Origin of the sequence: Nocardioides sp. W7, assembly GCF_022919075.1 — a bacterium.
Taxonomy (GTDB): Bacteria; Actinomycetota; Actinomycetes; order Propionibacteriales; family Nocardioidaceae; genus Nocardioides.
In genome coordinates this window covers 4,341,737-4,366,613 of the sequence record NZ_CP095078.1, presented here as the reverse complement: position 1 = coordinate 4,366,613, position 24,877 = coordinate 4,341,737, and the positions used below count along the sequence as shown (strand labels likewise).

Below are 24,877 nucleotides of genomic sequence, written 5' to 3'. Positions count from 1 at the left end.
GGCTCCAGGGTCGGCGGCTCCAGGGTCAGCGCGCCGTGAACGTCTCCGTCTTCGGACACGTGCTGCCGGCGCAGTCGCGGTAGGTCCTGTTCATCCTCCGCAGCTTGCGCAGGGTGGCGGCGTACCGCTTCCGCTTCGCCAGGTTCCGCAGCTCGCCGGGGTCCGCGGCCCGGTCGAAGAGGACCTCCTGGCCGCCCTTGGTCACCACGTAGGTGAACCGGCCGTACCGGATGCCGGAGTAGATGCGGGACCGGCCGCCCTTCACCGGGTAGGCCTCGATGGGGACGACGCGGTCGAAGTCGGTGCTGGAGCGCCAGAAGTCGAGCATGTCGACCCCGTCGACGCGACGGCTCGGCCGCGCGCCGGCGATCGCGGCGATGGTGACCGCGACGTCGGGGTTGGTCGTCGGCGTCGCGACCTTCTCGCCCTTCGGGATCCCGGGGCCGCGGACGATCATCGGCACCCGCAGCGACCGGTCGTACGGGACCAGCTTGCCGTCCTTGTTGTGGTGGCCGACCAGGAAGCCGTTGTCGGAGGTGAAGATGACGTAGGTGTTCTTCAGCTCGCCGGTCCGGCGGAGCTTCGCGATCGCCGCGCCGACGGCGTCGTCGACCGACTGCAGCGACTCGATGCGCTGCTGGTTGCTCTCGCGGACCGCCGCTCGGTACGCCGCCGTGGTGGTGCGGGGAGCCCACGGGCTGCCGCCGCCGACCCACATCTCGGGGTCGTTCGGCAGGTCGAGGTTGCGGAACTGATTGCGGTCCCGGGCCGCGGGCATGGTCGTCTTCAGCAGGTCGACGGACGGGTCGTCCGACTCCTGGCTGCCGCCGTGGTGCGGGGCCACGAAGTTGGTCCACATGAACCACGGCCTCGAGGACCCGGCCCGGTCGCCGATCACCTCGGTGGTGAAGCCGTTGAGCACGTCGGAGTTGTGTGCGGAGCGCTTTACGACCGTGCCGTTGATGTTGTAGCGGGTGTTGTAGAAGCCGTACGTGCTCATGTCGACCGAGCCGCGCCACCCCGTCCAGCCCGGCGGGACGTACGTCGGGTCCTGCATGCCGTACCCGTTGAGGTACTTGCCGGAGAAGTAGGTGTCGTAGCCGGCGCGACGCAGCCACACCGGCAGCGTGTCGGCGTCCTCGAAGGACTTGAAGCCACCGCCGGCCCCCTCGATGGTCAGCGCCCCGTGGTTGTGGGCGTACTGGCCGGTGAGCAGGCTGGCGCGCGCCGGGACGCAGATCGGCGTCGGCGCGAGCCCCTGGGTGAGCTGGGTGCCCTGGCGCACCACGAGCCGGTTCAGGTTCGGCAGGTACGGCAGGTCGCCGACGGTCATGTCGTCGACGGTGAACATCAGGATGTTCGGCTTCGAGCGCGATCCACCCTCCGGCTTGCGCGCCCCGGCCCCGGCGCCGGCGTGCGCGTCACCGTGGGCGCCGGTCGACTCGTCGCTCGCGGCGCCGGACTCGACGTACGCGAGACCGGTGACCGCGAGGGCCCCCACGGCGATCGCCGCGACGGCAGGGACGACCTTCCGGCTGGGGCGGGAGTGCGTCACGGGCGCCTACTCGGTCGGTCGATCGATGGAGGGTGGTGCTGGTGTGGAGGGCAGGGACGAAACCGTAGTCGCTCCGGGCCGGGGCCGCGACGATTTCTGGCGTGTCGGCCGGCCGAGCGGGACCGCCTTTGCCTCGCCTTAGCGCTCGCCTGTTGCCGGCTTAGCGCGGAGCGCGGGAACGTGACCGAGTCAGAACCACACGAACCCGGGAGAGAACATGAAGAAGGCAGTGCTGGTCGTCGTAGCGGTCGTCGTGGTGGCGGTCGTGGCGCTGGGCGTCTGGGCGGTGTGGGGCGGCGACGAGGACGAGGTCGTCGCCCGCGACACCTGCGGCGGCAATGCCTACGAGCTGTCCGTCGAGGACGAGGACGGTGGCCTCGAGGTCACCTTCGAGCTCCAGTCCGCGAACGCCGACGAGACCTGGCAGGTCCTCATCGAGCAGGACGGCCGCACGCTCCTGGAGGGCACCCGCGTGACGGACGAGGACGCCGAGCTCGACGTCGACGTGCCGGCCCGCGCCGAGGACGGCGACGAGTTCACCGTGACGGCCACGCCCGCGGATGGCGAGCCCTGCGTCGCCACCCTCACCCGCTGAGGACGGCGCGGACCGCCGGGCGCTGACGGGGCTGCCCGCACGCTCAGGCTGGTGGGCCGAGCTCGACGACGATCCGCCCGCCGCCCTCGGGGGAGGACCCCCACGACAGACCGCCACCGGACTCGGTGGCGGTCTTGTCGACGATCGCGAGACCGAGACCGGTCGAGCCCGCGCCCGACGTTCCGCGGTCGGCGACGTCGACCCCGTCCGGGAAGCCCGGCCCGCCGTCGACCACGCTCAGCACCACCCCGCCGCCGGCGCGGCGGGCGCACGTCACCTGCACGGCAGCACCCTCCGGGGTGTGGGTGAAGACGTTGTCGAGGAGTACGTCGACCACCGCGCGCAGGTCCTCCTCCGCCGTGCGGACCAGCGCCTCGCCGGGGTCGACGTACAGCGTGAAGGTGCGGCCCTGGTCCTCGGCCAGCGGCTCCCAGAACCGGGCCCGGTCGGCCACCACGGTCAGTGCGTCGCAGGCGGCGACCAGACCCTCGCGCTCCGAGCGCCGGGCCTCGCGCACCACGTGCTCGACCATGGCCTCCAGGTGGTCCAGGTCGGTGCCGAGCCGCTCGCGCTCCTCGGAGTCGGTCAGGCTCTCGGCCCGCAGCCGCAGGGCCGTGATGGGGGTGCGCAGCCGGTGCGAGACGTCGGAGACGCTCGCGCGCTCGCGCTCCAGCAGCACCTCGACCCGCTCGACGAGCCGGTTCAGGGCACCGGCCAGCTCGCGGACCTCGGGAGGACCCTCGGGCACGACCGGCTCGGGCCGGCGCCGGTCGCCGAGCTGCTGGGCGTACGACGCCAGCGCGCGAACCGGCTGCACGAACGACCGCCCGATCCGGTCCGCGAGCAGCAGCGCCCCGACCAGTAGGGCCAGCCCCAGCAGCAGAAGGAGGACGAGGCTGCGGACGATCGCGGACTCCAGGCCCGGCGTGTGCACCCGGACCCGGATGACCGGGGTGTCGGCGGGGCCGGCGGAGCTGCCGCCGAGCGAGACCGGCACCAGGAACTCCGCCCCGCCGTCGACGTCGTCGACCCGGGCCTGGCCGGTGTTGCGGGCCTGGACGACGCGGTAGTCCTCGCCCGGGTCGGGGCCCACGTCGGTCGAGGGGTCCTCGCCCGGGTAGAGGACCGTGGTCTCGATCCCGTTCCCGCGGTTGATCCGGTCGAGGTAGAGCTGCACGTCGCCGCGGTCCCGGTCGGCGCCGGAGACCACTGTCTCGGTGGCCTGCACCTCCAGCGCGGCCCGGGAGAGCCGGTCCTCCAGTGCGTAGTCGCGCAGCAGCACCGCCATCGGCACCAGCATCGCCAGCAGCACCATCGTGACCGCGGCCGCCACGGTGAGGATGAGGCTGCGCCGCAACGCTCAGTCCTCCGGAGCGGCGAGGCGTACGCCGACGCCGCGCACGGTGTGCAGGTAGCGCGGCGCGGAGGCGGTCTCGCCGAGCTTGCGGCGCAGCCAGGACAGGTGCACGTCGACGGTCTTGTCGGAGCCGCCCCACGCCTGGTGCCACACGTCGGTGAGCAGCTGCCGCTTGGTGACGACCTCGCCGGCGTGCTCGGCCAGGTGCTTGAGCAGGTCGAACTCGCGAGGGGAGAGGTCCACCGACGCGCCGTCCAGGCTGGCTTGTCGCGCCGGGACGTCGATCGCGAGCCCGCCCACCTGCAGCGGCTGCCGGGCCGCGGCCGCGTCGGCGCCCGAGCGGCGCATCACCGCCCGGATCCGGGCCTCCAGCTGGGCGGTCGTGTACGGCTTCACGACGTAGTCGTCGGCGCCGGCGTCCAGGCAGCCGATCAGCGACGGGTCGTCGTCGCGGGCGCTGGCGACGATGACCGGCACGTCGCTGACGGCGCGCAGCATGGTCAGCACCTGGGTGCCGTCGATGTCGGGCAGGCCCAGGTCGAGGATGACCAGGTCGGGCCGGTGCTCGACGGCCATGCTGAGCCCCTGCATCCCCGAGGAGGCGGACGCGACGGCGTACCCCCGCTCGCCCAGCGAGCGCATCAGCAGCGGCCGGATCCGGACGTCGTCCTCGATGATCAGCACCTGCACCACGCGCCGACCGTAGCCGAGCACGTCGACTCCTTAGCGCGGCCTTAACCCGCCGCCCGGGACGATGGGCCCATGAGCATCCCGCGCGCGGTCCGGTACGCCGTGGCCTGGGTCCTGGCCGCCGGCCTCGCGGTGGGCGTCGGCCTGCTGGCGGTGAGCAGCGCGGGGGACGGGGTCCGCGGCCGCGGCCCGCTCGGCAACGAGGTGCTCCGTGACGTCGACCTGGAGCGCACGCCCAGTGCGGATCCATCGGCCGCGGTCGTGTCCCGCACCGTCGAGGACGAGTTCGGCTCGTTCGTCGTCGAGTGCCGCGGCTCGGTGGCGTACGGCGTGGAGGTGCGGCCCGACACCGCGTCCGGGTGGACGGTGGTGAGCTACGAGCGCGGTCCCGACGACGACGTCGATGCGGTCTTCTCCCGGGACCGGACCTCGGTCGAGCTGGAGGTCTTCTGCAACCGCGGGCAGCCGACGGTCTCCGACCGCGAGGAGCACGTGCTGCCCGCCGACGGCTGAGGAACCGCTACCCCTAGGCTGGCGCCATGGGCAAGCAGGAAGACTTCGTACTCCGCGCTCTTGAGGAGCGCGACGTCCGGTTCGTACGGCTCTGGTTCACCGACGTGCTCGGGTTCCTGAAGTCGGTCGCCGTGGCTCCGGCCGAGCTGGAGGGCGCCTTCGCGGAGGGCATCGGCTTCGACGGCTCGGCGATCGAGGGCTTCGCCCGGGTCTACGAGGCCGACATGCTGGCCAAGCCGGACCCGTCGACCTTCCAGATCCTCCCGTGGCGCACCGGCGAGGGCCCGTCGACGGCCCGGATGTTCTGCGACATCGTGATGCCCGACGGCTCCCCGTCGTACGCCGACCCGCGCCACGTCCTCAAGCGCACCCTGAGTAAGGCCGCCGAGAAGGGCTTCACCTTCTACACCCACCCCGAGATCGAGTTCTACCTGTTCAAGGACAGCCCGGTCGCGGGCGCCGATCCGGAGCCGGTGGACCGCAGCGGCTACTTCGACCACACCGCGCAGTCGCACGGCGCCGACTTCCGCCGCGAAGCGATCACCATGCTCGAGGCGATGGGCATCTCGGTGGAGTTCAGCCACCACGAGGGCGGCCCGGGCCAGCAGGAGATCGACCTGCGCTACGCCGACGCGCTGAGCACCGCCGACAACATCATGACCTTCCGCACCGTCATCCGTGAGGTCGCGCTGAGCCAGGACGTGTGGGCCAGCTTCATGCCGAAGCCGTTCACCACCCACCCGGGCTCGGGCATGCACACCCACGTCTCGCTCTTCGACGGCGACCAGAACGCCTTCTACGAGGCCGGCGCCGAGTACCAGCTCTCCCAGACCGGCCGCCAGTTCATCGCGGGCCTGCTCCGGCACGCGCCCGAGATCACGGCCGTGACCAACCAGTGGGTCAACAGCTACAAGCGGCTGATGTTCGGCGGCGAGGCGCCGTCGTACATCTGCTGGGGCCACAACAACCGCTCCGCGATGATCCGGGTCCCGATGTACAAGCCCAACAAGGGTCCGTCGACCCGGGTCGAGCTGCGCACCCTCGACGCCGCCTGCAACCCCTACCTCGCCTTCGCGGTGATGCTGGCCGCGGGCATGAAGGGCATCGAGGAGGGCTACGAGCTCCCGCGCGAGGCCGAGGACGACGTCTGGTCGCTGACCGAGCGCGAGCGCACCGCCCTCGGCATCGACCCGCTGCCGCGCAGCCTCAACGAGGCGATCGCCATCGCCGAGAAGTCCGAGCTGCTGGCCGACACCCTCGGCGAGCACGTCTTCGAGTTCTTCCTGCGCAACAAGCGCGCGGAATGGGACGAGTACCGCGGCCAGGTCTCCGCCTTCGAGCGGGACCGCATGCTCCCGGTCATCTGAGCACCATGCCGATCCTCGTCGTCCAGCACGAGGACGACTGCCCGCCGGCCCTGGTGGGCGGGTGGCTCGCCGACGCCGGCGCGCGCCTCGACGTACGACGGCCGTACGCCGGCGACGAGCTCCCGGCCACGCTCGCCGGGCACGGTGGGCTGCTGGTGCTCGGCGGCTCGATGGGGGCCGACGACGAGGGCGAGCACGCGTGGCTCGGCCCGACCAAGGAGCTCGCGCGGACCGCGCTGGCGGGCGGGGTGCCGCTGCTCGGGATCTGCCTGGGCCACCAGCTGGTCGCGAGCGCGCTCGGCGGCGTCGTACGACGCAACCCCGGCGGCCAGCAGCTCGGCCTGCTCGAGGTCGGCTGGACCGCGGAGGCGGCCCGCGACGAGCTGTTCGGCCCGCTGGCGGAGGCACCGGCCGCGGCGCGCGGCGTGCACTGGAACAACGACGTCGTCACCGACCTGCCTCCGGGCGCGACGCTGCTCGCGACGGCTCCGGCCGGGGAGGTGCAGGCGGTCCGCTTCGGACCGCGGGCCTGGGGGGTGCAGCTGCACCCCGAGGTCGACCACCTGATCCTGCGCCGCTGGGCGGCCGACGACGCCGGGTCCCATGCGGCAGCGGGCATCGACCAGGCCGCCCTGCTCGACGCCGTCGAGCAGGCGAGCGTGGAGCTGGAGACCACCTGGGCGCCGCTGGCGTCCGGCTTCGCGGCCGTCGTACGTCGGGTGGCCGGACAGTGACGCGCCCCACCACCAGCAAGGGCAACCTGCTCCGGCTGGGCTTCGAGGACACCGACGCGGCCCTGGTGGGTCTGCACCGCCTCGGAGCGGACGCCGCCGACTGCCTGCTCGCCTTCCTCGGCCGCACCGCCGACCCCGACCAGGCGCTGGCCGCGCTGGTCCGGATCGCCGACGAGCTCGACGACCCGGACGAGCTGCTCCAGGCGATCTGCGACGACGAGGGCACCGCGATGCGGCTGCTCTGCGTGCTCGGCGCCAGCCAGGCGCTCGGCGAGCACCTGGTCCGGCACCCCGACCACTGGATCGAGCTGACCGACCCGACGCTCGGCTCGACCCGGCCCGCGGCGTTCGCCTTGCGCGAGCACCTGCTGCGGGTCGTCGGCGCCGACCCGCACGACCCCGCCCCGACCGCGACCGTCCCCGACGGCGACGCCGTCGACGCGCTGCGGGTCGAGTACCGCCGGCTGCTGCTGCGCCTGGCCGCCCGCGACCTGGCCCACGACCTCGGTGTCGACGACGCGGCGGCCGAGATCGCCGACCTCGCGGCCGCCACCCTGGAGGCCGGGCTCGCGGTGGCCCGCCAGCGGGTCGGCGAGAGCGCGGGCCTGGCCCGGCTGGCCGTGATCGCGATGGGCAAGTGCGGCGGCCACGAGCTCAACTACGTCTCCGACGTCGACGTGGTCTTCGTGCACGAGCCGGTCGAGGGCGCGCCCGACGACGCGGCCCTGCGGGCCGCGACCCAGCTGGCCAGTCACCTGATCCGGATCTGCGGCGAGCACACCCGTGAGGGCACCATCTGGCCCGTCGACGCGAACCTACGCCCGGAGGGCCGGCAGGGCCCGCTCACCCGCACCCTCGCCAGCCACCGCGGCTACTACGAGCGCTGGGCCAAGACCTGGGAGTTCCAGGCGCTGCTGAAGGCGCGTCCCGTCGCGGGCGACCTCGCCCTCGGCGCGGAGTACGTCCAGATGGTCTCGCCGATGGTGTGGAGCGCGGCCGAGCGGGACGGGTTCGTCGAGGACACCCAGGCCATGCGCCGCCGCGTCGTCGAGCACATCCCGGCGAAGGAGGCCGAGCGGCAGCTGAAGCTGGGCTCGGGCGGGCTGCGCGATGTCGAGTTCGCCGTCCAGCTCCTCCAGCTCGTGCACGGCCGCGGCGACGAGTCGATCCGGACCGCGACCACGCTCAGCGCGCTGGCCCAGCTGACCCGGGGCGGGTACGTCGGCCGCGAGGACGGCGTCGCACTGCACGAGGCCTACACGTTCCTGCGCACGCTCGAGCACCGGATCCAGCTCTACCAGCTCCGTCGTACCCACGTGGTGCCGGCGGAGGAGGCGGCGCTGAGGCGGTTGGGCCGCAGCATGGGCTACCTCAGGGCGCCGGTCGAGACGCTGGAGAAGATCTGGGCGCACCACCGGCGCGAGGTGCGGCGGCTGCACGAGAAGCTGTTCTACCGCCCGCTGCTCTCCGCGGTGGCGGCGCTGCCCGGGCACGACGTCCGGCTCTCGCCGGAGGCCGCGGTGAAGCGGCTCGGCGCGCTCGGCTACCACGACCCGCAGGCCGCGCTGCGCCACCTCGAGGCGCTCACCAGCGGGGTCAGCCGCCGCTCCAGCATCCAGCGCGCGCTGCTCCCGGCGATGCTGCAGTGGTTCGCCGAGGGGCCCGACCCGGACGCCGGGCTGTTCGGGTTCCGGCGGATCAGCGAGGCGCTCGGGGACACGCCCTGGTACCTCTCGACGCTCCGCGACGAGGGCCAGGTGGCCACCCGGCTCGCGCACGTGCTCGCCACCTCCCGCTACGCGACCGCGCTGCTGGAGCGTGAGCCGCTGGGCGTACGGATGCTGGGCGAGGACCTGCACCCGCTGCCGGCGGAGGCGCTCACCGAGGAGATGCGGGCGGGCGCGGCCCGGCAGAGCGAGCCGGAGAAGGCGGTCCGCGCGATCCGGGCGGTCCGGCGCCGTGAGCTGCTCCGGATCGCGGCCGGGGACCTGCTCGACCTCACCGACGTCGCCGAGGTCGGTGCGGGCCTCTCCAGGCTCACCGACGCCACCTTGGAGGCCACCCTGGAGGTCGCCGGCTCGGCGGTCTGGGCGCAGCGGGGGCTGGACCGGGCACCGACCCGGATCGCGGTGGTGGCGATGGGCCGCTACGGCGGCTTCGAGCTGTCCTACGGCAGCGACGCCGACGTGCTGTTCGTGCACGACCCCGAGCCGGGAGCCGACCCGCAGCAGGCGTCGTCGTACGCCCAGGCGGTGGCCAACGAGCTGCGCCGGCTGCTCGCCCTGCCCGGGGGCGACCCGCCGCTCGTCGTCGACGCCGACCTGCGGCCCGAGGGCAAGCAAGGGCCGCTGACCCGCACGCTGTCGTCGTACGCCGCCTACTACGCGAAGTGGTCGAAGGTGTGGGAGGCGCAGGCGCTGCTGCGCGCCGACGCCGTGGTGGGCGACCTCGACCTGCGCCGGCGCTTCGAGGAGCTGATCGACCCGCTCCGGTTCCCCGTCGACGGCATCAGCGCCGACGACGTCTTCGAGGTGCGCCGGATCAAGGCCCGCGTCGACGAGGAGCGGCTGCCCCGGGGCGCGGATCCGAACACCCACCTCAAGCTGGGCCGCGGCGGGCTGGCCGACATCGAGTGGACCGTCCAGCTGCTGCAGATGCGGTACGCCGGGCAGGTGCCGGGCCTGCGCACCTCCCAGACCATGCCCGCGCTGGCCGCCGCGCGGGCCGCCGACCTGATCGGCGAGGACGACGCCGCGGTGCTGCAGCAGACCTGGCGCCGGGTCAGCCGGGTCCGCAACGCGGTGACCCTGGTGCGCGGGAAGCCCAGCGACCAGCTGCCCCGCGACCCCCGCGAGCGGGCGGCGGTAGCGAGCATCCTGGGCTACGGGCCCGGTGAGTCCGAGGCGATGCTCAACGACCACCTGCGCTACACCCGGCTCGCCCGCGCCGTCGTCGACCGGGTGTTCTGGCAGGACTGACTCTCCTGGGCGGACTGGTTCTTCGGCGCGGACTGGCTCTTCGGGGCGGACTGGGTAGCGTCGGTCGCATGACCAGCCCCGCCACCCGTGCCACCCGACTCCTCGAGCTGCACCGCGACCCGACCCTGCTGACCGTCGTCAACGTCTGGGACGTGATCAGCGCGAAGGTCGTCGCCGACGTACCCGGCAGCACCGCCCTGGCCACCGCCAGCCACTCGATCGCCGCGTCGTACGGATATCCGGACGGCGAGCAGATCCCGCGCGACCTGATGCTGGAGGCCGTCGGGCGGATCGTGCAGGCGACCGACCTCCCGGTGAGCGCCGACCTGGAGGGCGGGTACGGCGACCCGGCCGACACGATCCGTCGCGCCATCGGCCTCGGCGTGGTCGGCGCCAACATCGAGGACCAGCTGCGGCCGCTCGACGAGGCGGTCGCCAACGTCGCCGCGATCATGCGGGCGGCCGAGGCGGAGGGCGTCCCCGACTTCGTGCTCAACGCCCGCACCGACGCCTTCGTGAAGGCCGGCGACCGGGACCCGGCCGACGTACTCGCCGACGCCGTCGAGCGGGGCAAGGCGTTCCTCGACGCGGGTGCGCCCGTGGTCTTCGTGCCCGGCCGGCTCGACGAGGCCCAGGTGTCCACGCTGGTCGAGGCGTTCGGTCCGCAGCGGCTCACCCTGATCGGCATCCCGGGCCTCCCGTCCCTGGCCCGCCTCGAGGAGCTCGGCGTCGCCCGGGTCTCCTACGGCCCGATGTCGCAGAACGTCGCCCTCACCGCCCTCCAGGAGCTGGTCGAGGACGTGCACGCCGGCGGCGGCGTCCCCACCACCATGCGCCTCCTCAACTAGCCCACCCCACCCTCACCAGGCCGAGTCAGCACCAGTAGTGCTGACTCGGCCCACGATTCGTGCCGACTCGGCGATTCTCAGGATGGGCTGGGAGGATCCCCTCCATGAGGTTGGGGATGGACCCTGCCGTGCACTGGGCACGTGCGGTTCTGCTCGCCTCGGTGGCGGTGTTCCTGGGGGCGGCCGGGCACGTGACGGCCGACGGGCTGCTGCCCGGACCGGGCGCGCTGCTGGTCCTGTACGTCGTCGCGGTGGTGGGCGCGGCGGCGTTCCTCGCCCGCCCGGCGACCCCCCTGCGGCTGGTGACGCTGCTGGTGGGCGGCCAGACCCTCGTGCACGTGGTGCTCTCCGCGGCGGCCGGGCACGCGGGTGAGACCGCCGGTCCGGTGGCGGCGCCGGTCCGTACCGGGGGCATCACGCTCCCGACCGTCGACGGCCGACGGGTGGGCTCCCTGCAGGACGCCTGGGACGCCGGCAGCACGCACGCTGCCGGCCCGGCGCTGCCGGTCGGCCACCTCGTCGACCACCTCACCGGCAACGCGCCGATGATGCTGGCGCACCTGTTCGTCGCGGCGGCCGTCGGACTCTGGCTGGCCGTGGGGGAGCGGGCCCTGTGGACGCTCCTCGCACTCGCCGCCGCGGTCGTGCTGGCCCCGCTCCACGTCCTGGCGGCGATCGCCCGCGCCGGGTTGCCCGTCGTACGACGCCTCCGGGCCCGGGCCGTCGTGCCCGCCCGCCCGCCACACTCGCTCGTCCTCGCTCGCGCCGTGGTCCGGCGCGGTCCTCCGCTCGTCGCGCGCTGACCCGCCCGACGACCGCACCGACCGACCCGAGGACCGATGACCGACCACCTGACCCCACCGACCCCTGCCCCGACACGACCACCCCGACCACTCAGAGGACCCCGACCACCCCGGGAGCGCGCCAAGGGCAGCGGCCTGTTCCGCGCGATCTGGCGCTGGCACTTCTTCGCCAGCTTCCTGGTGATCCCGGTGCTGCTCGTGCTGGCCGTCACCGGCCTGATCTACCTGTTCCGCTTCCAGCTCGAGCCGCTGCTGCACCCCGACCTGATGAAGGTCGACGTCCCCGCGGCGGACGCCGTCCAGCAGCCGTACTCCGCCCAGCTCGCCGCCGTCCGCCAGACCTATCCGGACGTCTCGGTGATGTCGATGGCCGAGCCCCGCGAGGACGGCCGGGCGACGATCTTCTCGGTCACCACGGCCGACGGCGAGGCTCGCGACGTGTTCGTCGACCCGTACGGCCCCCGGGTCCTCGGCTCGATGGACCCCGACTCGACCCTCTCCGGCACCGCGGTCCGACTGCACGCCGACCTGATGAGCGGCACCCTCGGCGACCGGTTCCTGGAGCTCGGCGTGTGCTGGGCGATCGTGATGGCGCTGAGCGGCTACTACCTGTTCGTGCGCGGCTGGCGGGCCCGCCGCCGGATGCGCAGGGCCGACCGGAAGGGCGCGCGGCTGCGCTCGCGGCACGGCGTCGTGGGCGCGGTGGTCGGCGTCGGGCTGCTCATGCTGCTGGTCTCGGGCCTGCCCTGGACCGGACTGTGGGGTGCGAAGGTCCAGGAGATCGCCACCGACCGGGGCACCTCGATGTGGTCGCTGGACCACGGTGCGGCGTCGAACCCGCTGTCCACCCTCGACGAGTCGCTGCCGCACAGCCACGCCGTCGACCTGCCCTGGGCGCAGCAGAAGACGGAGGTGCCGACCTCGGCCCCGGAGGGCCACGAGGGCAGCGTCGCGAGCGTCGACACCGCGGTCGCCGTCGCCGCCGGAGAGGGGCTGCGGCACCCGATGACCGTGACCGTCCCGGGCGACGAGGGCGGGGTGTTCTCGGTGATCGGCTACGCCTTCGACGCGCCTTCCGACGAGCGCACCGTGCACGTCGACCAGTACGGCGGACAGGTGGTGTCGACGTACGGCTTCGACGACTACCCGGCGCTGGCCAAGGTGGTCGCCCACGGCATCGGCCTGCACGAGGGGCGCAGCCTCGGTCTGGCGTCGTTCTGGGGTGCGGCGCTGATGTGCGTGCTGATCGTCTTCATGTGCGTGAGCGGCCCGCTGATGTGGTGGCGCCGCCGGCCCCGCGGTGCGGGCCGGGTCGGGGCGCCACGCGGCAAGCTGCCGTTGCGCGGGTCGCCGCTGCTGCTGGTCGCGCTGGTCGTCCTCGGTGTGCTGCTGCCGCTCTTCGGGCTGTCCCTGGTGGTCGTGCTGGCGCTCGACCAGCTGGTGCTGCGCCGGGTCCCGGCGCTGGCCGGGTTCTTCGACACGGTCCGGTGAACCCGGGTGTGATCTTTTGCGGGTTCCTTGAGGGTTTGGACCGGCCGGCCTTGATGTTGGCGGGGCAGAGTTCGTGGAGTCGCCTCTGACCACCAGCGCCCACGCTGGTCACCGAATCCCGGGCGGCCGCGGCCTTTGCCCCGTGGCCGTCCGGGACATGAGGGAGGCACACGACCGCAAGGGGCCGGAGGAGTGGTGAGCGTGTTCGACCCACAGGCGCTGGCCAAGCTTGCGCACGACATGAAGGACCGGTCCTTCGCGCTCTCCTTCGCGGAGAAGTACGGCGCCCTCCTCGACCGCCGGGTCGCCCGGATCGCCGGCGCGCTGAGCGAGCTCGACATCGTCGAGGCGATGGACGCGACGCTGAGCCTGAAGGTCTCCTCGACCACCGTCGGGACCAGCGAGCTGGCGGACATCGCCCAGCAGATCGAGCTCGACCTGCGCCGCCAGGATCTGGCGGCGGCCCGGGTGCGGGCCTCGATGCTCCCCGACGCGGCCCGGCGCGCGCACGCCGCCCTTGATCAGTACCTCGCCGCGGCGTGATCGCTCAGGCGCCCGGGGACTCCATCCGGTAGCCCACGCCGCGCACGGTGCGGACGAACTTGGCGTCCTTGGTCTCGCCGAGCTTGCGGCGCAGGTTGCCGACGTGCACCTCGACCAGGTGGGTGTCGCTCGACCACTCCGTGCCCCACACCGAGCGCAGCAGGGTCTCGCGCGACCAGACCCGGGCGGGGCTGCGCATCAGCTCGGTGAGCAGGTCGAACTCGGTGCGGGTCAGGGCGAGCTCCTGGTCCTCCTTGAAGGCCCGGCGACCGTCGACGTCGACGCGCAGGACGCCGTGCCGGAGCACCTCGTGGGAGGACGTCGACTCGGCCTGGACCGCGGGAGCAGGAGCGGGAGCGGGCACGGCGGCCGACGGCCGGCGCGGCCGACGGAACATCGCGTTGACCCGCGCCTTCAGCTCGTGGGCGTCGAACGGCTTGGACATGAAGTCGTCGGCGCCGGTCTCGAGACCCAGCAGCCGGTCGATCTGGTCGGTGCGGGCGGTGATCATCACGACGTACGCCTCGGTGAGCTCGCGGATCCGGCGACAGGTCTCGATCCCGTCGATGCCGGGGAGGCCCAGGTCGAGGGTGATCAGGTCGGGGTCGAAGGTGCGCACGGCCTCCACGGCGGCGGTGCCGGTGTCGACGGCGGTCACCTCGAAGCCCTGCGTGCTCAGGGTGAACTCGATCAACGAGCGGATGTCCTCGTCGTCCTCGACGACGAGCGCGCGCCGCTCTGAGCCCGAGGCGATCACCATGTCGCAGATGTTGCCAGATGAACGGCCGCCGAGGGGGGATACCCCCGCCCCGGCCCGCCCCGCGGAGAACGGGGCGAGCCTCCCCGGACCCGCCGAGGCACACGGCGGTCCCAAATGCAGCCCGCCCCCGGGACACGGGCTGCGTAAGTCCGAGACGCGGGCGGTACTGGTGGAGCTAGTGCCTGATCGCTTCCTTACCCGGCGGGGTGTGTGGCAAAACCTGCGTTCACAGATTTGTTTCGCAGATCACTCGGCGGGCGCCGCGTCACTGACCCGGTCTGACCGCGCCGCCGTGACGGCGCGACAGCGTGCTGGCCAGCGCCGCGGCGGCGGCGCGCACCGCCGTCTCGTGCGCCTCGGGGCGGAATCGTCCGACCGGCCCGGTGACGCTGATCGCCGCCAGCGCCGTACGACCGTCGGCGTCGAGCACCGGCGCCGCGATGCACAGCAGACCGGGCGTCGACTCCTCCCGCTCGTACGCCGTGCCGGTCTCCAGCACCTTGTCCAGCTGCCGGCGCAGCAGGCCGGGCGCGACGACGGTGTGCGGCGTACGACGCTCGAGCGGTCGCGCCAGCACCTCCTCCTGTACGTCGGGTCCGGCGTGGGCCAGCAGCACCTTGCCGATCGCGGTGCAGTGCATCGGCATCCGGCCGCCGGCCCGGGAGGGGGAGCGGGCCTGCCGGTGCCCGCCGATCTTGGCGACGTACACGACCTCGGTGCCGTCCTGCACCCCCAGGTGGACGGTCTCGTGGGTGCGCTCGTAGAGGTCCTGCAGGAACGGCATCGCCAGCTCCAGCAGGGTGCGCTCCGATGCCGCGCGCATCCCGAGCTCGAAGAGCCCCCCGGCGAGCCGGTAGCCGTGCGGGGTCTTGTCGAGCAACCGGTGGTGCACGAGGTCGCCGGCGACCCGGTGCGCCGTCCCCTTCGGGAGCCCGGTCCGCCGGACCAGCTCCGCGAGCGGCAGCACGGTGTCGTCGACCCGGAAGGCCCGCAGCAGGGCGACCGCCTTGCCGAGGACGGTGTCGAGGCCCCCGTCGGGCTCCGGATCGGTCACGGAGATCAGCGTACCGGCCAGTGGAACGCGAGCATGGCTCCGCGTGGCGGCCGGACGACACAGTGGGCGCATGAGTGAAACCGTCTCCAGCGTCGATCTCGACGCCATCTCCGCGGCTGCGGACCGGCTGCGGGTCGCGGCCGAGACCGGCGTGCCGAGCGCGCCGGTGCGCGACCTGATCGGCCGCGACGACCTCGCGGCGGCGTACGCCGTCCAGCAGCGGCTCGCGGCGGACCGGATCGCGTCCGGTGCCCGCGTCGTCGGCCGCAAGATCGGCCTCACCTCGACCGCCGTCCAGGAGCAGCTCGGGGTGGACCAGCCGGACTTCGGCATCCTCTTCGACGACATGGCGTACGCCGACGGCGACACCGTGCCGACCGCCAGCGTGCTGCAGCCCCGTGTCGAGGCCGAGGTGGCCTTCGTGCTCAAGGACGACCTCGCGGAGGGGCCGCTCGACCTCGGGCAGGTCCGCGGCGCGATCGACTACGCCGTCGCCGCCCTGGAGATCTGCGGCAGCCGGGTCGCCGGCTGGGACATCAGCTTCGGCGACACCGTCGCCGACAACGCCTCGGCCGGTGCCTACGTGCTCGGCACGGAGCGCCGGACCCTCGACGAGGTCGAGCCCCGCGACGTGGCCATGACCATGAGCATCGACGACGAGGTGGTCTCCACCGGCACGGGCGCCGCCTGCCTCGGCGACCCCCTCCAGGCCGTCGTCTGGCTGGCCCAGCAGGCGCGCGAGTTCGGCGTACCGCTGCAGGCCGGGCAGGTCATCCTCTCCGGCGCGCTCGGCCCGATGCGGCCCGTCGCCGCCGGCAACACCGTCACCGCCACCATCACCGGCCTGGGCACCGTCACCACCACCTTCAGCAAGGAGTCTCAGCGATGAGCGCCAAGACCAAGGTCGCCGTCATCGGATCGGGCAACATCGGCACCGATCTGATGATCAAGGTGATGCGCACCAGCAAGCACCTCGAGATGGGGGCGATGGTCGGCATCGACGCCGCCTCCGACGGACTGGCCCGCGCGGCCCGGTTCGGCTTCGCCACCACCCACGAGGGCGTCGACGGGCTGATCAACCTGCCCGGCTTCGACGAGATCGAGATCGTCTTCGACGCGACCTCCGCGAAGGCGCACGTGCACAACGCCGCGCTCCTGCAGCCCCTCGGCAAGCGCCTGATCGACCTGACGCCGGCGGCCATCGGCCCGTACGTCGTGCCGGCGGTCAACCTCGACGACCACCTCGACGCACCGAACGTGAACATGGTGACCTGTGGCGGTCAGGCGACCATCCCGGTCGTCGCCGCCATCTCGCGGGTCGTGCCCGTCGCGTACGCCGAGATCGTCGCCTCGATCGCCTCCAAGTCGGCCGGCCCCGGCACCCGGGCCAACATCGACGAGTTCACCGAGACCACCTCCGCGGCGATCGTCGCGGTCGGCGGGGCCAAGCGGGGCAAGGCGATCATCGTGCTGAACCCGGCCGAGCCGCCGCTGATGATGCGCGACACCGTCTTCTGCCTGGTCGACGCCTCCGACCCGGCGGTGCACGACGAGATCCGGACCTCGGTCGAGAAGATGGTCGCCGACGTCGCGGCGTACGTGCCCGGCTACCGGCTCAAGCAGCAGGTGCAGATCACCGAGATCCCGGCCGACCAGCCGGTCGAGACGCTCGTCGGCGCCGAGGCCGAGACACGTCCCACCCACCAGGTGTCGGTGTTCCTCGAGGTCGAGGGTGCCGCGCACTACCTCCCGGCCTACGCCGGCAACCTCGACATCATGACCTCCGCCGCGCTGCAGATGGCCGAGCGGATCGCGGCTTCGAAGGCAGGGAACTGACCATGAGCACTCCGATCTTCGTCCAGGACGTCACCCTGCGCGACGGCATGCACGCCGTCCGCCACCGGATCACCCCCGCCGATGTGCAGCGCATCGTCGCCGCGCTCGACGACGCCGGCGTCGACGCCATCGAGGTCGCGCACGGCGACGGCCTCGCCGGCTCCTCGGTCAACTACGGTCCCGGCTCCCACACCGACTGGGAGTGGATCGAGGCGGCCGCCTCGGTGCTGAAGCGGGCCCGGCTGACCACGCTGCTGCTCCCCGGGGTCGGCACCATCCACGAGCTGAAGCGGGCCTACGACCTCGGCGTCCGCTCGGTGCGGGTCGCCACCCACTGCACCGAGGCCGACGTCTCCGCGCAGCACATCGCCGCGGCCCGCGAGCTCGGCATGGACGTCTCCGGCTTCCTGATGCTCTCGCACATGTCCCCGCCCGAGGAGCTGGCCCAGCAGGCCAAGCTGATGGAGTCCTACGGCGCGCACTGCGTCTACGTCACCGACTCCGGTGGCCGGCTCACGATGAACGACGTCGCCGCCCGGGTCCGCGCCTACCGCGACGTGCTCGACCCGACGACCGAGATCGGCATCCACGCCCACGAGAACCTCTCGCTCTCGGTCGCGAACTCCGTCGTCGCCGTCGAGAACGGCGCCCTCCGCGTCGACGCCTCGCTGGCCGGTCACGGCGCCGGCGCGGGCAACTGCCCGATCGAGGCGTTCGTCGCGGTCTCCGACCTGTCGGACTTCAAGCACGGCTGCGACCTGTTCAAGCTCCAGGACGCCGCCGACGACATCGTCCGGCCGCTGCAGGACCGTCCGGTCCGCGTCGACCGGGAGACCCTCACCCTCGGCTACGCCGGTGTGTACTCCTCGTTCCTGCGGCACGCCGAGAACGCAGCGGCGCAGTACGACCTCGACGTGCGCGACATCCTGATGGAGTGCGGCAAGCGTCGTCTGGTCGGCGGCCAGGAGGACATGATCATCGACGTCGCGCTGAACCTGGTCGCGGCCCGGGCCTGAGGCGTCCGGGCCTGAGACGTCCGGGCCTGAGGGGTCCGGGCCTGAGGGGTCCGGGCTGGTCCCTCGGATTACCTCACCTGCACGATGGCGGGGCCCGCGGTCCGGGGCTAGCGTCGGTAGCACCAGACCTGCCGCGGACCCCGCCGCGCCACGTGACGCCTTCTCGACGACTCTCGACGCCCTCGTGGCGCCCTCCTGTTGCCCGGACGCGACGGGCAAGTCATGAGGAGGGTCAGATGAGTGCACAGCTGGACACCCTGCGGGAGCAGACCCGCGGGCCCGTGATCGGACCGGACGACGCGGCGTACGACGAGGCGCGCCTGGTCCGCAACGGCATGATCGACAAGCGGCCGGCCGTGATCGTGCGGGCGGCGAACGCCGGCGACGTGATGATCGCCGTGCGGTTCGCCGCCGACCAGGGGCTCACCGTCGCCGTCCGCGGCGGGGCCCACAGCGTGCCGGGCTTCGGCACCTGCGACGACGGCGTCGTCGTCGACCTGTCGGCGATGCGCGACGTCCGGGTCGACCCGGTGACCCGCACCGCCCGGGTGTCGGGCGGTGCGACGTGGGGCGACCTGAACGCGGCGACGTACCCCTTCGGGCTGGCCACGACGGGCGGCATCATCTCGACGACCGGGGTCGGCGGCCTCACCCTCGGCGGCGGTATCGGCTACCTCGCCCGAGGGCTGGGATTCTCCTCCGACAACCTGGTGGCGGCCGACGTGGTCACCGGCGACGGCAGCTTCCACGTCGCCAGCGAGAAGGACGACGCGGACCTGTTCTGGGCGATCCGGGGTGGGGGCGGCAACTTCGGCGTCGTCACCTCCTTCGAGTTCCGGCTCAGCCCGGTCAAGGACATCTACGGGGGCCCGATGTTCTTCGAGCTGGACCGGGCGGCCGACCTGTTCCGGCTCTACCGCGAGTTCATCGCCGACGCCCCCGAGCAGTTCGGCGGCTTCCCGGCGTACCAGATCGCCCCGCCGCTGCCGTTCATCCCCGAGGAGCGGCACGGCACCACGCTGGCCCTGATGGTGACCTGCTGGGCCGGCGACCTGGACCGGGGGGAGGAGGTGCTGAAGCCGTTCCGCGACCTGGCGCCGACGGTGGCCGAGCTGGTCGGCCCGATGCCGTACCCGGCCCTGAACAGCGCGTTCGACGACCTCTACCCCTCGGGTCTGCGCCACTACTGGAAGGCCAACTTCGTCAAGGAGCTCACCGACGACGCGATCGCCGCCCACGTCGAGCACGGGGCGCAGGTGCCCGAGATGACCTCGACGATGCACATCTACCCGATCAACGGCGCCTGCCACCGGGTCGCGCCCGACGCCACCGCCTTCGCCTACCGCGACGCCAACTTCGCGACGGTGATCGCCGGCATGTGGCCCGACGAGAAGGACGACGAACGCAACATCGCCTGGGTCCGGGACTACTACGACGCCACGGCTCCGCTCTCCGAGGACGGCGGCTACATCAACTTCATGGCCGAGGACGACCAGGACCGGATCGGCGCCAACTACAAGGGCAACTACGACCGGCTGCGGCAGGTCAAGCGGACCTACGACCCCGGCAACCTCTTCCGGCACAACCAGAACATCCCGCCTGCGTGAGTCGGGCCGCGCCGGCCCCGACCGGCGCGCGCACCGGCGGTGCCGTCCGTAGGATCAGCCAACGGCCCGACTGATGCCGGAGGCGCCCGATGACCTATGACGAGGAGCTGGCCGAGAGGATCCGGACCTCGGTCGCGGCTGCCGCCGGCCCGGCCGGTTATCGCGAGATCAAGATGTTCGGTGGTCTGTGCTGGACGGTGAACACTTACCTGGCGGTCGGTACCGGCGACGACGACCTGATGGTCCACGTCGGCACGGACGGCGTCGACGAGGCCCTCGCGAACGGCGCTCGCACGGCGACCATGGGAGAGCGAACCATGGGCGGGGTCGTCCTGGTTGCGGCGGCGGACCTGCCCGACCCGGACTCCCTCGCCGCCTGGGTCGGCCCGGCGGTGGAGCGAGCGCGGGCGAAGCCCCCGAAGAAATCGAAGGCCTAGGCCGCGCCGAATCGCCTGGACGTCAGGAGCGACGAACGCGCCGGCTCCGTGCCGTGAGTGCCTCGCGCTCGGCATCTTCCGGGCCCAGCCGAGGGCGGCGGTGCGGTGCGGCAAGCGTGGGAAGGTGGAGGGATGCGACGACCCCAGCGCATCACAACCAGCGGAGTGCGCAGGCCGCAGAGCGAGCGGCTGCGCCGGCGTCAGCGCTGGTACTTCGCCCTGATGGGCGCGTGCCTGGTGCTGATCCTGCTGGCCTGGAACCTCGTCCGGTTGTGGTCGACGACGGCGGCCGTGGCGATGTCGGTCGTCGCTGCTGTGCTCCCACTGGTCGCTGTGGTCATCGCCAACTGGGGCGAGGACCGCTGACGGTGAGCGCCGGACCGACGTCGGCCGCGAGCCAGCCGGCGAGGGCGAGTCCGAGGAGCGCGGTGACCGCGTGCAGCGGGCTCACTTCCGCGTTCTCTTGAAGCAGGTCACGATGACGTTGGGCGGGGTGTGGCGACGGTAGGTGGACAACCCGGGAATCCGCAGCCTCTTGGCGCAGACCCGCGGGCCCTGCACGGAGATCCGCTTGTCGACGGCCCTGTCACTGCCCGTGGCCCTGACGAAGAACGCCGCCACCGCCCGGTGAGTGTGCCTCTCGGAGCAGGGCAGCCACCTCGCGAGCGTCGCGCATCGGGCCACCGCCGCGGTCGGCCTCTTCGTGAGCTTCCGCAGCGTTGTCGGCAGGTCGTAGAGCCCCTTGGTCCCCCACAGGGTGAGGTGGCAGCTGGCCCAGCGAGCGCCCGCGGCCCGCTGATCGGCAGTCGGGATGAAGCTGAAGCCCGCGTACATGGTGAGGGCCCTCCGCAACGGGTTCCGGCCGAGCAGCTTGTTCTCGCCGGCGTCGCACGCGATGACCTTCTGCACCTCGTCCCAGTCCGACACGTCGACGTCCGCCGGCAGCTGGACGACCCGGGCCGTCACCAGGGTGTGGTCGGAGCCGCACGGCACGTCGGCACCGTGAGGTGGTTGCCCTTGGCCTGATCGAAGGTCGCGTCGTGGCACGACCCGACGGCGGGAGCGCCGTACAGGAGGTCGGCCGCCCGGGCCGATGACGGGGTGGCGACGACGAGTCCGGTCAGCACGAGGCCGGCGGCGATCAACAGGCCCAGCAGGCGAGCGACGGTGGGGGTGGCTGTATGCACGGACGCTCCGGGGGTTGTCGAGGGATCGGCGGTGACACGCTAGGTGCCCGGGACCCCCTCGGAGCCGGAATGTCAGAACGTGCGCCGGCAGCGTCCCAGGTGGGGTTGGCGCGTTCGGGAGGCGCTTCTTCCTCTGCAGATCGCGTCCACCTTCACTACGCTCGCCACTGCGGCAACGGAATCGTTCGCCCACACCCGACAGACCGCGATGAGAGTCCAACACCTCGACCTCGTCGTCGCTGGCCCTGATCGGCGTCCCCGTTGCCTGGTACGCCGTCCACGTCCACGGCGGAAGGCTCGAACCGACGTCACCGACGATCCAACTCGATCTGCGTCGCGTCGGCGCGAGTAGCCCACCGAGCGGCCTACGTTCGTCGGTGGAATCGGACGCCGCCGTCGGGGAGTCGTTCCGACGAATAGCCCGGGTCGTGGGCTCGGTGGTGATGATGCGAGCAGAGCAGCATCCCGTCGGCCAGGTCAGTGCGGCCGCCGGCGGCCCAGGGGGTGCCGGCGTGATGGGCTTCGCACCATGGGGCGGGGATCTGGCAGCCCTCGGCGCGGCACTCGCGATCGGTCAGGGCGAGGGCGCGGCGTTGGGCGCGGGTGAAGAGGCGTTGGGAGCGGCCGAGGTCGAGGACCTCGCCCTTGCCGCCGAGGACGGCCGGGACGAGGTGGGCGGTGCAGGCCAGGCGCCGGGCTTCTTCGGCGGTGATCCGGTCGAGCGAGTCGCCCGGTGCCGGGTTGCCGAGGGTGGCGGTGCCGAGCTCGGCGCGGAGCGACTCCAGCGACATGGTCACGACGAGGGTGGTGGCGTCGCCGCCGTGGATGGGGAGCCGGGTGGGGTCCAGGGTCTCCAGGAGTTGGCAGAACGCGCGGGCGGTCTTGCGGCCGTGGGGAGTCCGCCGCGCTGCGGCCGGCTCTGGGTCAGCGTCGTCGCGGCGGGGATTGGTGAAGGCATGCAAGTACGTCGCGAGCCGAGCCGCGGACGCGTCCGGGATCAGTCCGGTGATGCGGGTGGTGCCGTCGCCGAGGGGCCGGAGTCCGAGGCGCATCCGCTGGTGGGCGGACGCCTCCAGGTTGGCGAGGTGGCGGGCCCCGACGGCCTCCGCGAGCTCGGGGGCGACGACGTCGAGGATTCGGCGGCCCAGGCGGCTTAGCTCGATGGGGTTGAAGCGGGCGGCGTAGGCCACTAGCGCGGTCTCGGCCCGGTCGACCACGGAGGGGTCGACGTCGGCCGGCAGCTCGGCGAGGGACGCCGCGATGGCCTGGGCCTGGTCGAGATTCACCCCACCTTCACGCACCGCCGTTGCCAACACCGGACGGTCGGCCAACGCCAGGGCGAGGCGAAGGTCGGCAGCACAGTCACCGCGACGACGCCGCGTCGCGGCCGCGGTCCATGCCCCGACGTCCCGCGCACCCGACTCCTCGGCCACGTCGCCCGCGTCGGCGGTGACCCGCAGTCGCAGCTCGCCCACCCGGGTCTCGATCGCGGCGAGCTCGACGAGGGCGGTGGCCTTGTCGGTGGTGGTCATGAAGGCCGGGTTCACGTCGGCGACCGACTTCAGGGCACCGTCAATGACCTGGGTGGCGACCCGGATCGGGTGGTCCATGCGAGCCTCCGAGAGCTCCACAACGGTGCGGGATGATGGGTTCCATTCTACTCGAACGCACGTTCGATCGCCCTGGCTCTTCCACAGGGCTCGCACTGCGATGTCTCAGGACTTCGGTGACACTTCCGGGGTTCTTCGGGCGGGGTCCCGGGCGTCGGCTGTTACCGATGTAGGTCACCCCGGGTGCGGGCCGGATGGGCGTCGGGTCCAGGGCTCAAGCACCGCCGCCGGCCCATCGACCAGAGCGCGCTTGCGTAGCTCGAAGAACGACTTGCGGGAGATGCCGTGCTCGGCGCAGAACGTCGAGACCGCGACCCGGGGTGCGTCACCGAGTCACTGCGAGATCGCGAGACGGACACGAGGATCAATGGGTTCATTGGCAGTCACCGCCCGAGCCTCGAGGCAGAAGTGTCACCACCAACCACCAGAAGCGTCACCGATGTCTTGATGCAGAACTGTCACCGATGTCCTGAGACATGACGCACGGGGTCGGGGTGCCAGGGCGGACAGAGCCCCGCGGGGTGGTGGGCTTTGAGGTGATCCTCGGTGCCTACGCGTCGCTGCTCTCGATGGCGGCGATTGGTTCAGTATCGCTGGTGGCGTAGAGCTTGGCCATGGATCCTTCGGAGAGGTAGCGGCGGTCCCCGGCGATCCACTCGTCGTGCATGTCGATCAGCACCGCGCCTACCAGCCTGATCACCGCCGCGGCGTTGGGGAAGATGCCCACGACCCGGGCGCGGCGCTTGATCTCCTTGTTGACCCGCTCGAGCGGGTTGGTCGACCAGATCTTGCGCCAGTGCTCGCGTGGGAATGCGGTGAAGGCGAGGACCTCGGGCTTCGCGTCGTCCATCAGTGGCCCGAGTTTGGGGAAGCGGGCGGCGAGCTCGTCGCGGGTCTTGTCCCACGCCACGTGGACGTCCTCGGCGGTGGGCTGGGCGAAGATCATCCGGAACGCAGCTGCAACGTAGTCGGCCTGGCCTTTGGGGACGTGGGCCAGGAGGTTGCGGGCGAAGTGGACCCGGCACCGTTGGTGCGCGACGCCCTGGAACGCGCGCTTCAACGCCTTGACGAGGCCGGAGTGTTGATCTGAGATCACCAGCTTCACGCCGGCCAGTCCGCGTTGTTTGAGGCTGAGCAGGAAGCTGCGCCAGAAGACCTCGTCCTCGCTGTCACCAACGTCCAGGCCGAGGATCTCCCGTTCACCGGTTGCGGTGACACCCGTCGCGACGACCACCGCCATCGACACGACCTGGCCACCTTTGCCAGGTGCGTTGCGGACGTGGAGGTAGGTCGCGTCGAGATAGATGTAGGGGAACTCGACGTGGTCCAGGGTGCGGGTGCGGAACGCGCCGACGGTCTCATCCAGGCCGGTGCAGATCCGGGAGACCTCGGACTTGGAGACACCCGTGCCGCCCATCGCTTCGACAAGGTCGTCGACGCTGCGAGTCGAGATCCCGTGGACGTAGGCCTCCATCACCACCGCGTAGAGCGCCTGATCGATCCGACGACGGGGCTCGAGGATGATCGGGAAGAACGAGCCCTTCCGCAGCTTGGGGATCCGCAGCTCGACGTCGCCGGCCTTGGTGGTCAGCACCCGCGGCCGGTGGCCGTTGCGCTCGGTGACACGGTCCTCGGTGCGCTCATAGGGTGCGGCGCCGACGCGTTCGATCGCCTCGAGCTCGATCAGCTCCTGCAACGCGACCCGGACCGAATCACGGATCAGGTCGACGCCATCACCGGCACGGAACGCGTCGAGGAGTTCGGACAGGGCAGACTGGGGCAAGGCCATCGGTGGACCTCTTTCGGTGAGTGCTTGGCCGTACACACCGAAGATCCCGCCGATGGCCGTCTACGTGCTGACGCCCCGCCGCTGGTCCCTCAAACCCCACCACTCCC

The 24,877-nt window shown here is 72.2% G+C and carries 24 protein-coding genes; 15 read left to right on the top strand and 9 right to left on the bottom strand.

The window, feature by feature from the left end; translation table 11 throughout:
- Positions 1–25: 25 nt before the first annotated feature.
- Positions 26–1,555, bottom strand: coding sequence for a sulfatase (locus tag MUB56_RS20515; RefSeq protein WP_244928867.1), 1,530 nt, complete (start codon positions 1,553–1,555; stop codon positions 26–28).
- A gap of 217 nt (positions 1,556–1,772) precedes the next feature.
- Between MUB56_RS20515 and MUB56_RS20510 the strand changes: the two genes are divergently transcribed.
- Positions 1,773–2,150, top strand: coding sequence for a hypothetical protein (locus tag MUB56_RS20510; protein WP_244928866.1), 378 nt, complete (start codon positions 1,773–1,775; stop codon positions 2,148–2,150).
- 43 nt (positions 2,151–2,193) lie between these two features.
- On the opposite strand, the gene MUB56_RS20505 is transcribed toward MUB56_RS20510, so the two are convergent.
- The gene (locus tag MUB56_RS20505) at positions 2,194–3,507 is read right to left on the bottom strand and encodes a HAMP domain-containing sensor histidine kinase (protein ID WP_244928865.1); all 1,314 of its coding nucleotides are present in this window, start codon (positions 3,505–3,507) and stop codon (positions 2,194–2,196) included.
- Positions 3,508–3,510: 3 nt separating this feature from the next.
- On the bottom strand, positions 3,511–4,221 hold the full coding sequence (locus MUB56_RS20500) for a response regulator transcription factor (protein ID WP_244928864.1): 711 nt from the start codon (positions 4,219–4,221) through the stop codon (positions 3,511–3,513).
- 48 nt (positions 4,222–4,269) lie between these two features.
- Here MUB56_RS20500 and MUB56_RS20495 point away from each other — a divergent pair, with 48 nt between their 5' ends.
- The 8 genes from MUB56_RS20495 (at position 4,270) to MUB56_RS20460 (ending at position 13,474) form a co-directional block, all read left to right on the top strand.
- Complete coding sequence (locus tag MUB56_RS20495) at positions 4,270–4,710, top strand: hypothetical protein (RefSeq protein ID WP_244928863.1); 441 nt, start codon at positions 4,270–4,272, stop codon at positions 4,708–4,710.
- Positions 4,711–4,736: 26 nt separating this feature from the next.
- Positions 4,737–6,077, top strand: coding sequence for a glutamine synthetase family protein (locus MUB56_RS20490; protein WP_244928862.1), 1,341 nt, complete (start codon positions 4,737–4,739; stop codon positions 6,075–6,077).
- Between the two features lie 5 nt (positions 6,078–6,082).
- The gene (locus tag MUB56_RS20485; protein WP_244928861.1) at positions 6,083–6,811 is read left to right on the top strand and encodes a type 1 glutamine amidotransferase; all 729 of its coding nucleotides are present in this window, start codon (positions 6,083–6,085) and stop codon (positions 6,809–6,811) included.
- On the top strand, positions 6,808–9,789 hold the full coding sequence (locus MUB56_RS20480; RefSeq protein WP_244928860.1) for a bifunctional [glutamine synthetase] adenylyltransferase/[glutamine synthetase]-adenylyl-L-tyrosine phosphorylase: 2,982 nt from the start codon (positions 6,808–6,810) through the stop codon (positions 9,787–9,789). Before MUB56_RS20485 ends, MUB56_RS20480 begins: the two co-directional genes overlap by 4 nt.
- Before the next feature lie 68 nt (positions 9,790–9,857).
- Entirely contained in the window at positions 9,858–10,637 is a 780-nt protein-coding gene (locus MUB56_RS20475) for an isocitrate lyase/phosphoenolpyruvate mutase family protein (protein ID WP_244928859.1), read from the top strand.
- 116 nt (positions 10,638–10,753) lie between these two features.
- A complete protein-coding gene (locus tag MUB56_RS20470; RefSeq protein WP_244928858.1) occupies positions 10,754–11,440 on the top strand; it encodes a hypothetical protein in 687 nt (228 codons plus the stop codon).
- A gap of 36 nt (positions 11,441–11,476) precedes the next feature.
- Positions 11,477–12,931, top strand: a complete 1,455-nt coding sequence (locus MUB56_RS20465; protein ID WP_244928857.1) for a PepSY domain-containing protein — start codon at positions 11,477–11,479, stop codon at positions 12,929–12,931.
- A 201-nt stretch (positions 12,932–13,132) separates the two neighbouring features.
- A complete protein-coding gene (locus MUB56_RS20460) occupies positions 13,133–13,474 on the top strand; it encodes a hypothetical protein (RefSeq protein WP_244928856.1) in 342 nt (113 codons plus the stop codon).
- Positions 13,475–13,478: 4 nt separating this feature from the next.
- Here the strand turns inward: MUB56_RS20460 and MUB56_RS20455 are convergent, their stop codons facing one another.
- Together MUB56_RS20455 and MUB56_RS20450 are read right to left on the bottom strand one after the other, a co-directional pair.
- Entirely contained in the window at positions 13,479–14,234 is a 756-nt protein-coding gene (locus MUB56_RS20455) for a response regulator transcription factor (protein WP_244928855.1), read from the bottom strand.
- Positions 14,235–14,499: 265 nt separating this feature from the next.
- Positions 14,500–15,288: an IclR family transcriptional regulator gene (locus MUB56_RS20450; protein WP_244928854.1), complete on the bottom strand. Its 789-nt coding sequence runs from the start codon at positions 15,286–15,288 to the stop codon at positions 14,500–14,502.
- A gap of 70 nt (positions 15,289–15,358) precedes the next feature.
- Between MUB56_RS20450 and MUB56_RS20445 the strand changes: the two genes are divergently transcribed.
- The 6 genes from MUB56_RS20445 (at position 15,359) to MUB56_RS20420 (ending at position 20,550) form a co-directional block, all read left to right on the top strand.
- Positions 15,359–16,177 (top strand): fumarylacetoacetate hydrolase family protein, encoded by an 819-nt coding sequence (locus MUB56_RS20445; RefSeq protein WP_244928853.1) that lies wholly within the window; start codon positions 15,359–15,361, stop codon positions 16,175–16,177.
- Positions 16,174–17,124 (top strand): acetaldehyde dehydrogenase (acetylating), encoded by a 951-nt coding sequence (locus MUB56_RS20440; RefSeq protein WP_244928852.1) that lies wholly within the window; start codon positions 16,174–16,176, stop codon positions 17,122–17,124. The genes MUB56_RS20445 and MUB56_RS20440 overlap by 4 nt, the downstream gene beginning before the upstream one ends.
- A gap of 2 nt (positions 17,125–17,126) precedes the next feature.
- Positions 17,127–18,140 (top strand): 4-hydroxy-2-oxovalerate aldolase, encoded by a 1,014-nt coding sequence (gene dmpG / locus MUB56_RS20435; protein ID WP_244928851.1) that lies wholly within the window; start codon positions 17,127–17,129, stop codon positions 18,138–18,140.
- A gap of 236 nt (positions 18,141–18,376) precedes the next feature.
- A complete protein-coding gene (locus tag MUB56_RS20430) occupies positions 18,377–19,747 on the top strand; it encodes an FAD-binding oxidoreductase (protein ID WP_244928850.1) in 1,371 nt (456 codons plus the stop codon).
- An 89-nt stretch (positions 19,748–19,836) separates the two neighbouring features.
- The gene (locus MUB56_RS20425) at positions 19,837–20,184 is read left to right on the top strand and encodes a TfoX/Sxy family protein (RefSeq protein WP_244928849.1); all 348 of its coding nucleotides are present in this window, start codon (positions 19,837–19,839) and stop codon (positions 20,182–20,184) included.
- A gap of 165 nt (positions 20,185–20,349) precedes the next feature.
- Positions 20,350–20,550 carry a DUF3099 domain-containing protein gene (locus MUB56_RS20420; RefSeq protein ID WP_244928848.1) on the top strand — a complete coding sequence of 67 codons (201 nt, stop codon included), beginning with the start codon at positions 20,350–20,352 and terminating at the stop codon, positions 20,548–20,550.
- An 81-nt stretch (positions 20,551–20,631) separates the two neighbouring features.
- Here MUB56_RS20420 and MUB56_RS20415 read toward each other — a convergent pair whose 3' ends face one another.
- The 4 genes from MUB56_RS20415 to MUB56_RS20400 form a co-directional block, all read right to left on the bottom strand.
- Positions 20,632–21,177: a hypothetical protein gene (locus tag MUB56_RS20415; protein WP_244928847.1), complete on the bottom strand. Its 546-nt coding sequence runs from the start codon at positions 21,175–21,177 to the stop codon at positions 20,632–20,634.
- Positions 21,147–21,371, bottom strand: coding sequence for a hypothetical protein (locus tag MUB56_RS20410; protein WP_244928846.1), 225 nt, complete (start codon positions 21,369–21,371; stop codon positions 21,147–21,149). The genes MUB56_RS20415 and MUB56_RS20410 overlap by 31 nt, the downstream gene beginning before the upstream one ends.
- Positions 21,372–21,736: 365 nt before the next feature.
- Positions 21,737–22,981, bottom strand: a complete 1,245-nt coding sequence (locus tag MUB56_RS20405) for an HNH endonuclease signature motif containing protein (protein ID WP_244928845.1) — start codon at positions 22,979–22,981, stop codon at positions 21,737–21,739.
- A 550-nt stretch (positions 22,982–23,531) separates the two neighbouring features.
- Positions 23,532–24,770, bottom strand: coding sequence for an IS256 family transposase (locus MUB56_RS20400; RefSeq protein WP_244928844.1), 1,239 nt, complete (start codon positions 24,768–24,770; stop codon positions 23,532–23,534).
- Between the last annotated feature and the right edge of the window lie 107 nt (positions 24,771–24,877).

Excerpts from the sequence above, each read along its gene's own strand:
- MUB56_RS20400 (WP_244928844.1), bottom strand. The coding sequence starts at position 24,770 with ATGGCCTTGCCCCAGTCTGCCCTGTCCGAACTCCTCGACGCGTTCCGT.
- MUB56_RS20475 (WP_244928859.1), top strand. The coding sequence starts at position 9,858 with ATGACCAGCCCCGCCACCCGTGCCACCCGACTCCTCGAGCTGCACCGC.
- MUB56_RS20510 (WP_244928866.1), top strand. The coding sequence starts at position 1,773 with ATGAAGAAGGCAGTGCTGGTCGTCGTAGCGGTCGTCGTGGTGGCGGTC.
- dmpG (WP_244928851.1), top strand. The coding sequence starts at position 17,127 with ATGAGCACTCCGATCTTCGTCCAGGACGTCACCCTGCGCGACGGCATG.
- MUB56_RS20440 (WP_244928852.1), top strand. The coding sequence starts at position 16,174 with ATGAGCGCCAAGACCAAGGTCGCCGTCATCGGATCGGGCAACATCGGC.
- MUB56_RS20430 (WP_244928850.1), top strand. The coding sequence starts at position 18,377 with ATGAGTGCACAGCTGGACACCCTGCGGGAGCAGACCCGCGGGCCCGTG.
- MUB56_RS20455 (WP_244928855.1), bottom strand. The coding sequence starts at position 14,234 with ATGGTGATCGCCTCGGGCTCAGAGCGGCGCGCGCTCGTCGTCGAGGAC.
- MUB56_RS20465 (WP_244928857.1), top strand. The coding sequence starts at position 11,477 with ATGACCGACCACCTGACCCCACCGACCCCTGCCCCGACACGACCACCC.
- MUB56_RS20485 (WP_244928861.1), top strand. The coding sequence starts at position 6,083 with ATGCCGATCCTCGTCGTCCAGCACGAGGACGACTGCCCGCCGGCCCTG.
- MUB56_RS20445 (WP_244928853.1), top strand. The coding sequence starts at position 15,359 with ATGAGTGAAACCGTCTCCAGCGTCGATCTCGACGCCATCTCCGCGGCT.
- MUB56_RS20495 (WP_244928863.1), top strand. The coding sequence starts at position 4,270 with ATGAGCATCCCGCGCGCGGTCCGGTACGCCGTGGCCTGGGTCCTGGCC.
- MUB56_RS20490 (WP_244928862.1), top strand. The coding sequence starts at position 4,737 with ATGGGCAAGCAGGAAGACTTCGTACTCCGCGCTCTTGAGGAGCGCGAC.
- MUB56_RS20470 (WP_244928858.1), top strand. The coding sequence starts at position 10,754 with ATGGACCCTGCCGTGCACTGGGCACGTGCGGTTCTGCTCGCCTCGGTG.
- MUB56_RS20405 (WP_244928845.1), bottom strand. The coding sequence starts at position 22,981 with ATGGACCACCCGATCCGGGTCGCCACCCAGGTCATTGACGGTGCCCTG.
- MUB56_RS20425 (WP_244928849.1), top strand. The coding sequence starts at position 19,837 with ATGACCTATGACGAGGAGCTGGCCGAGAGGATCCGGACCTCGGTCGCG.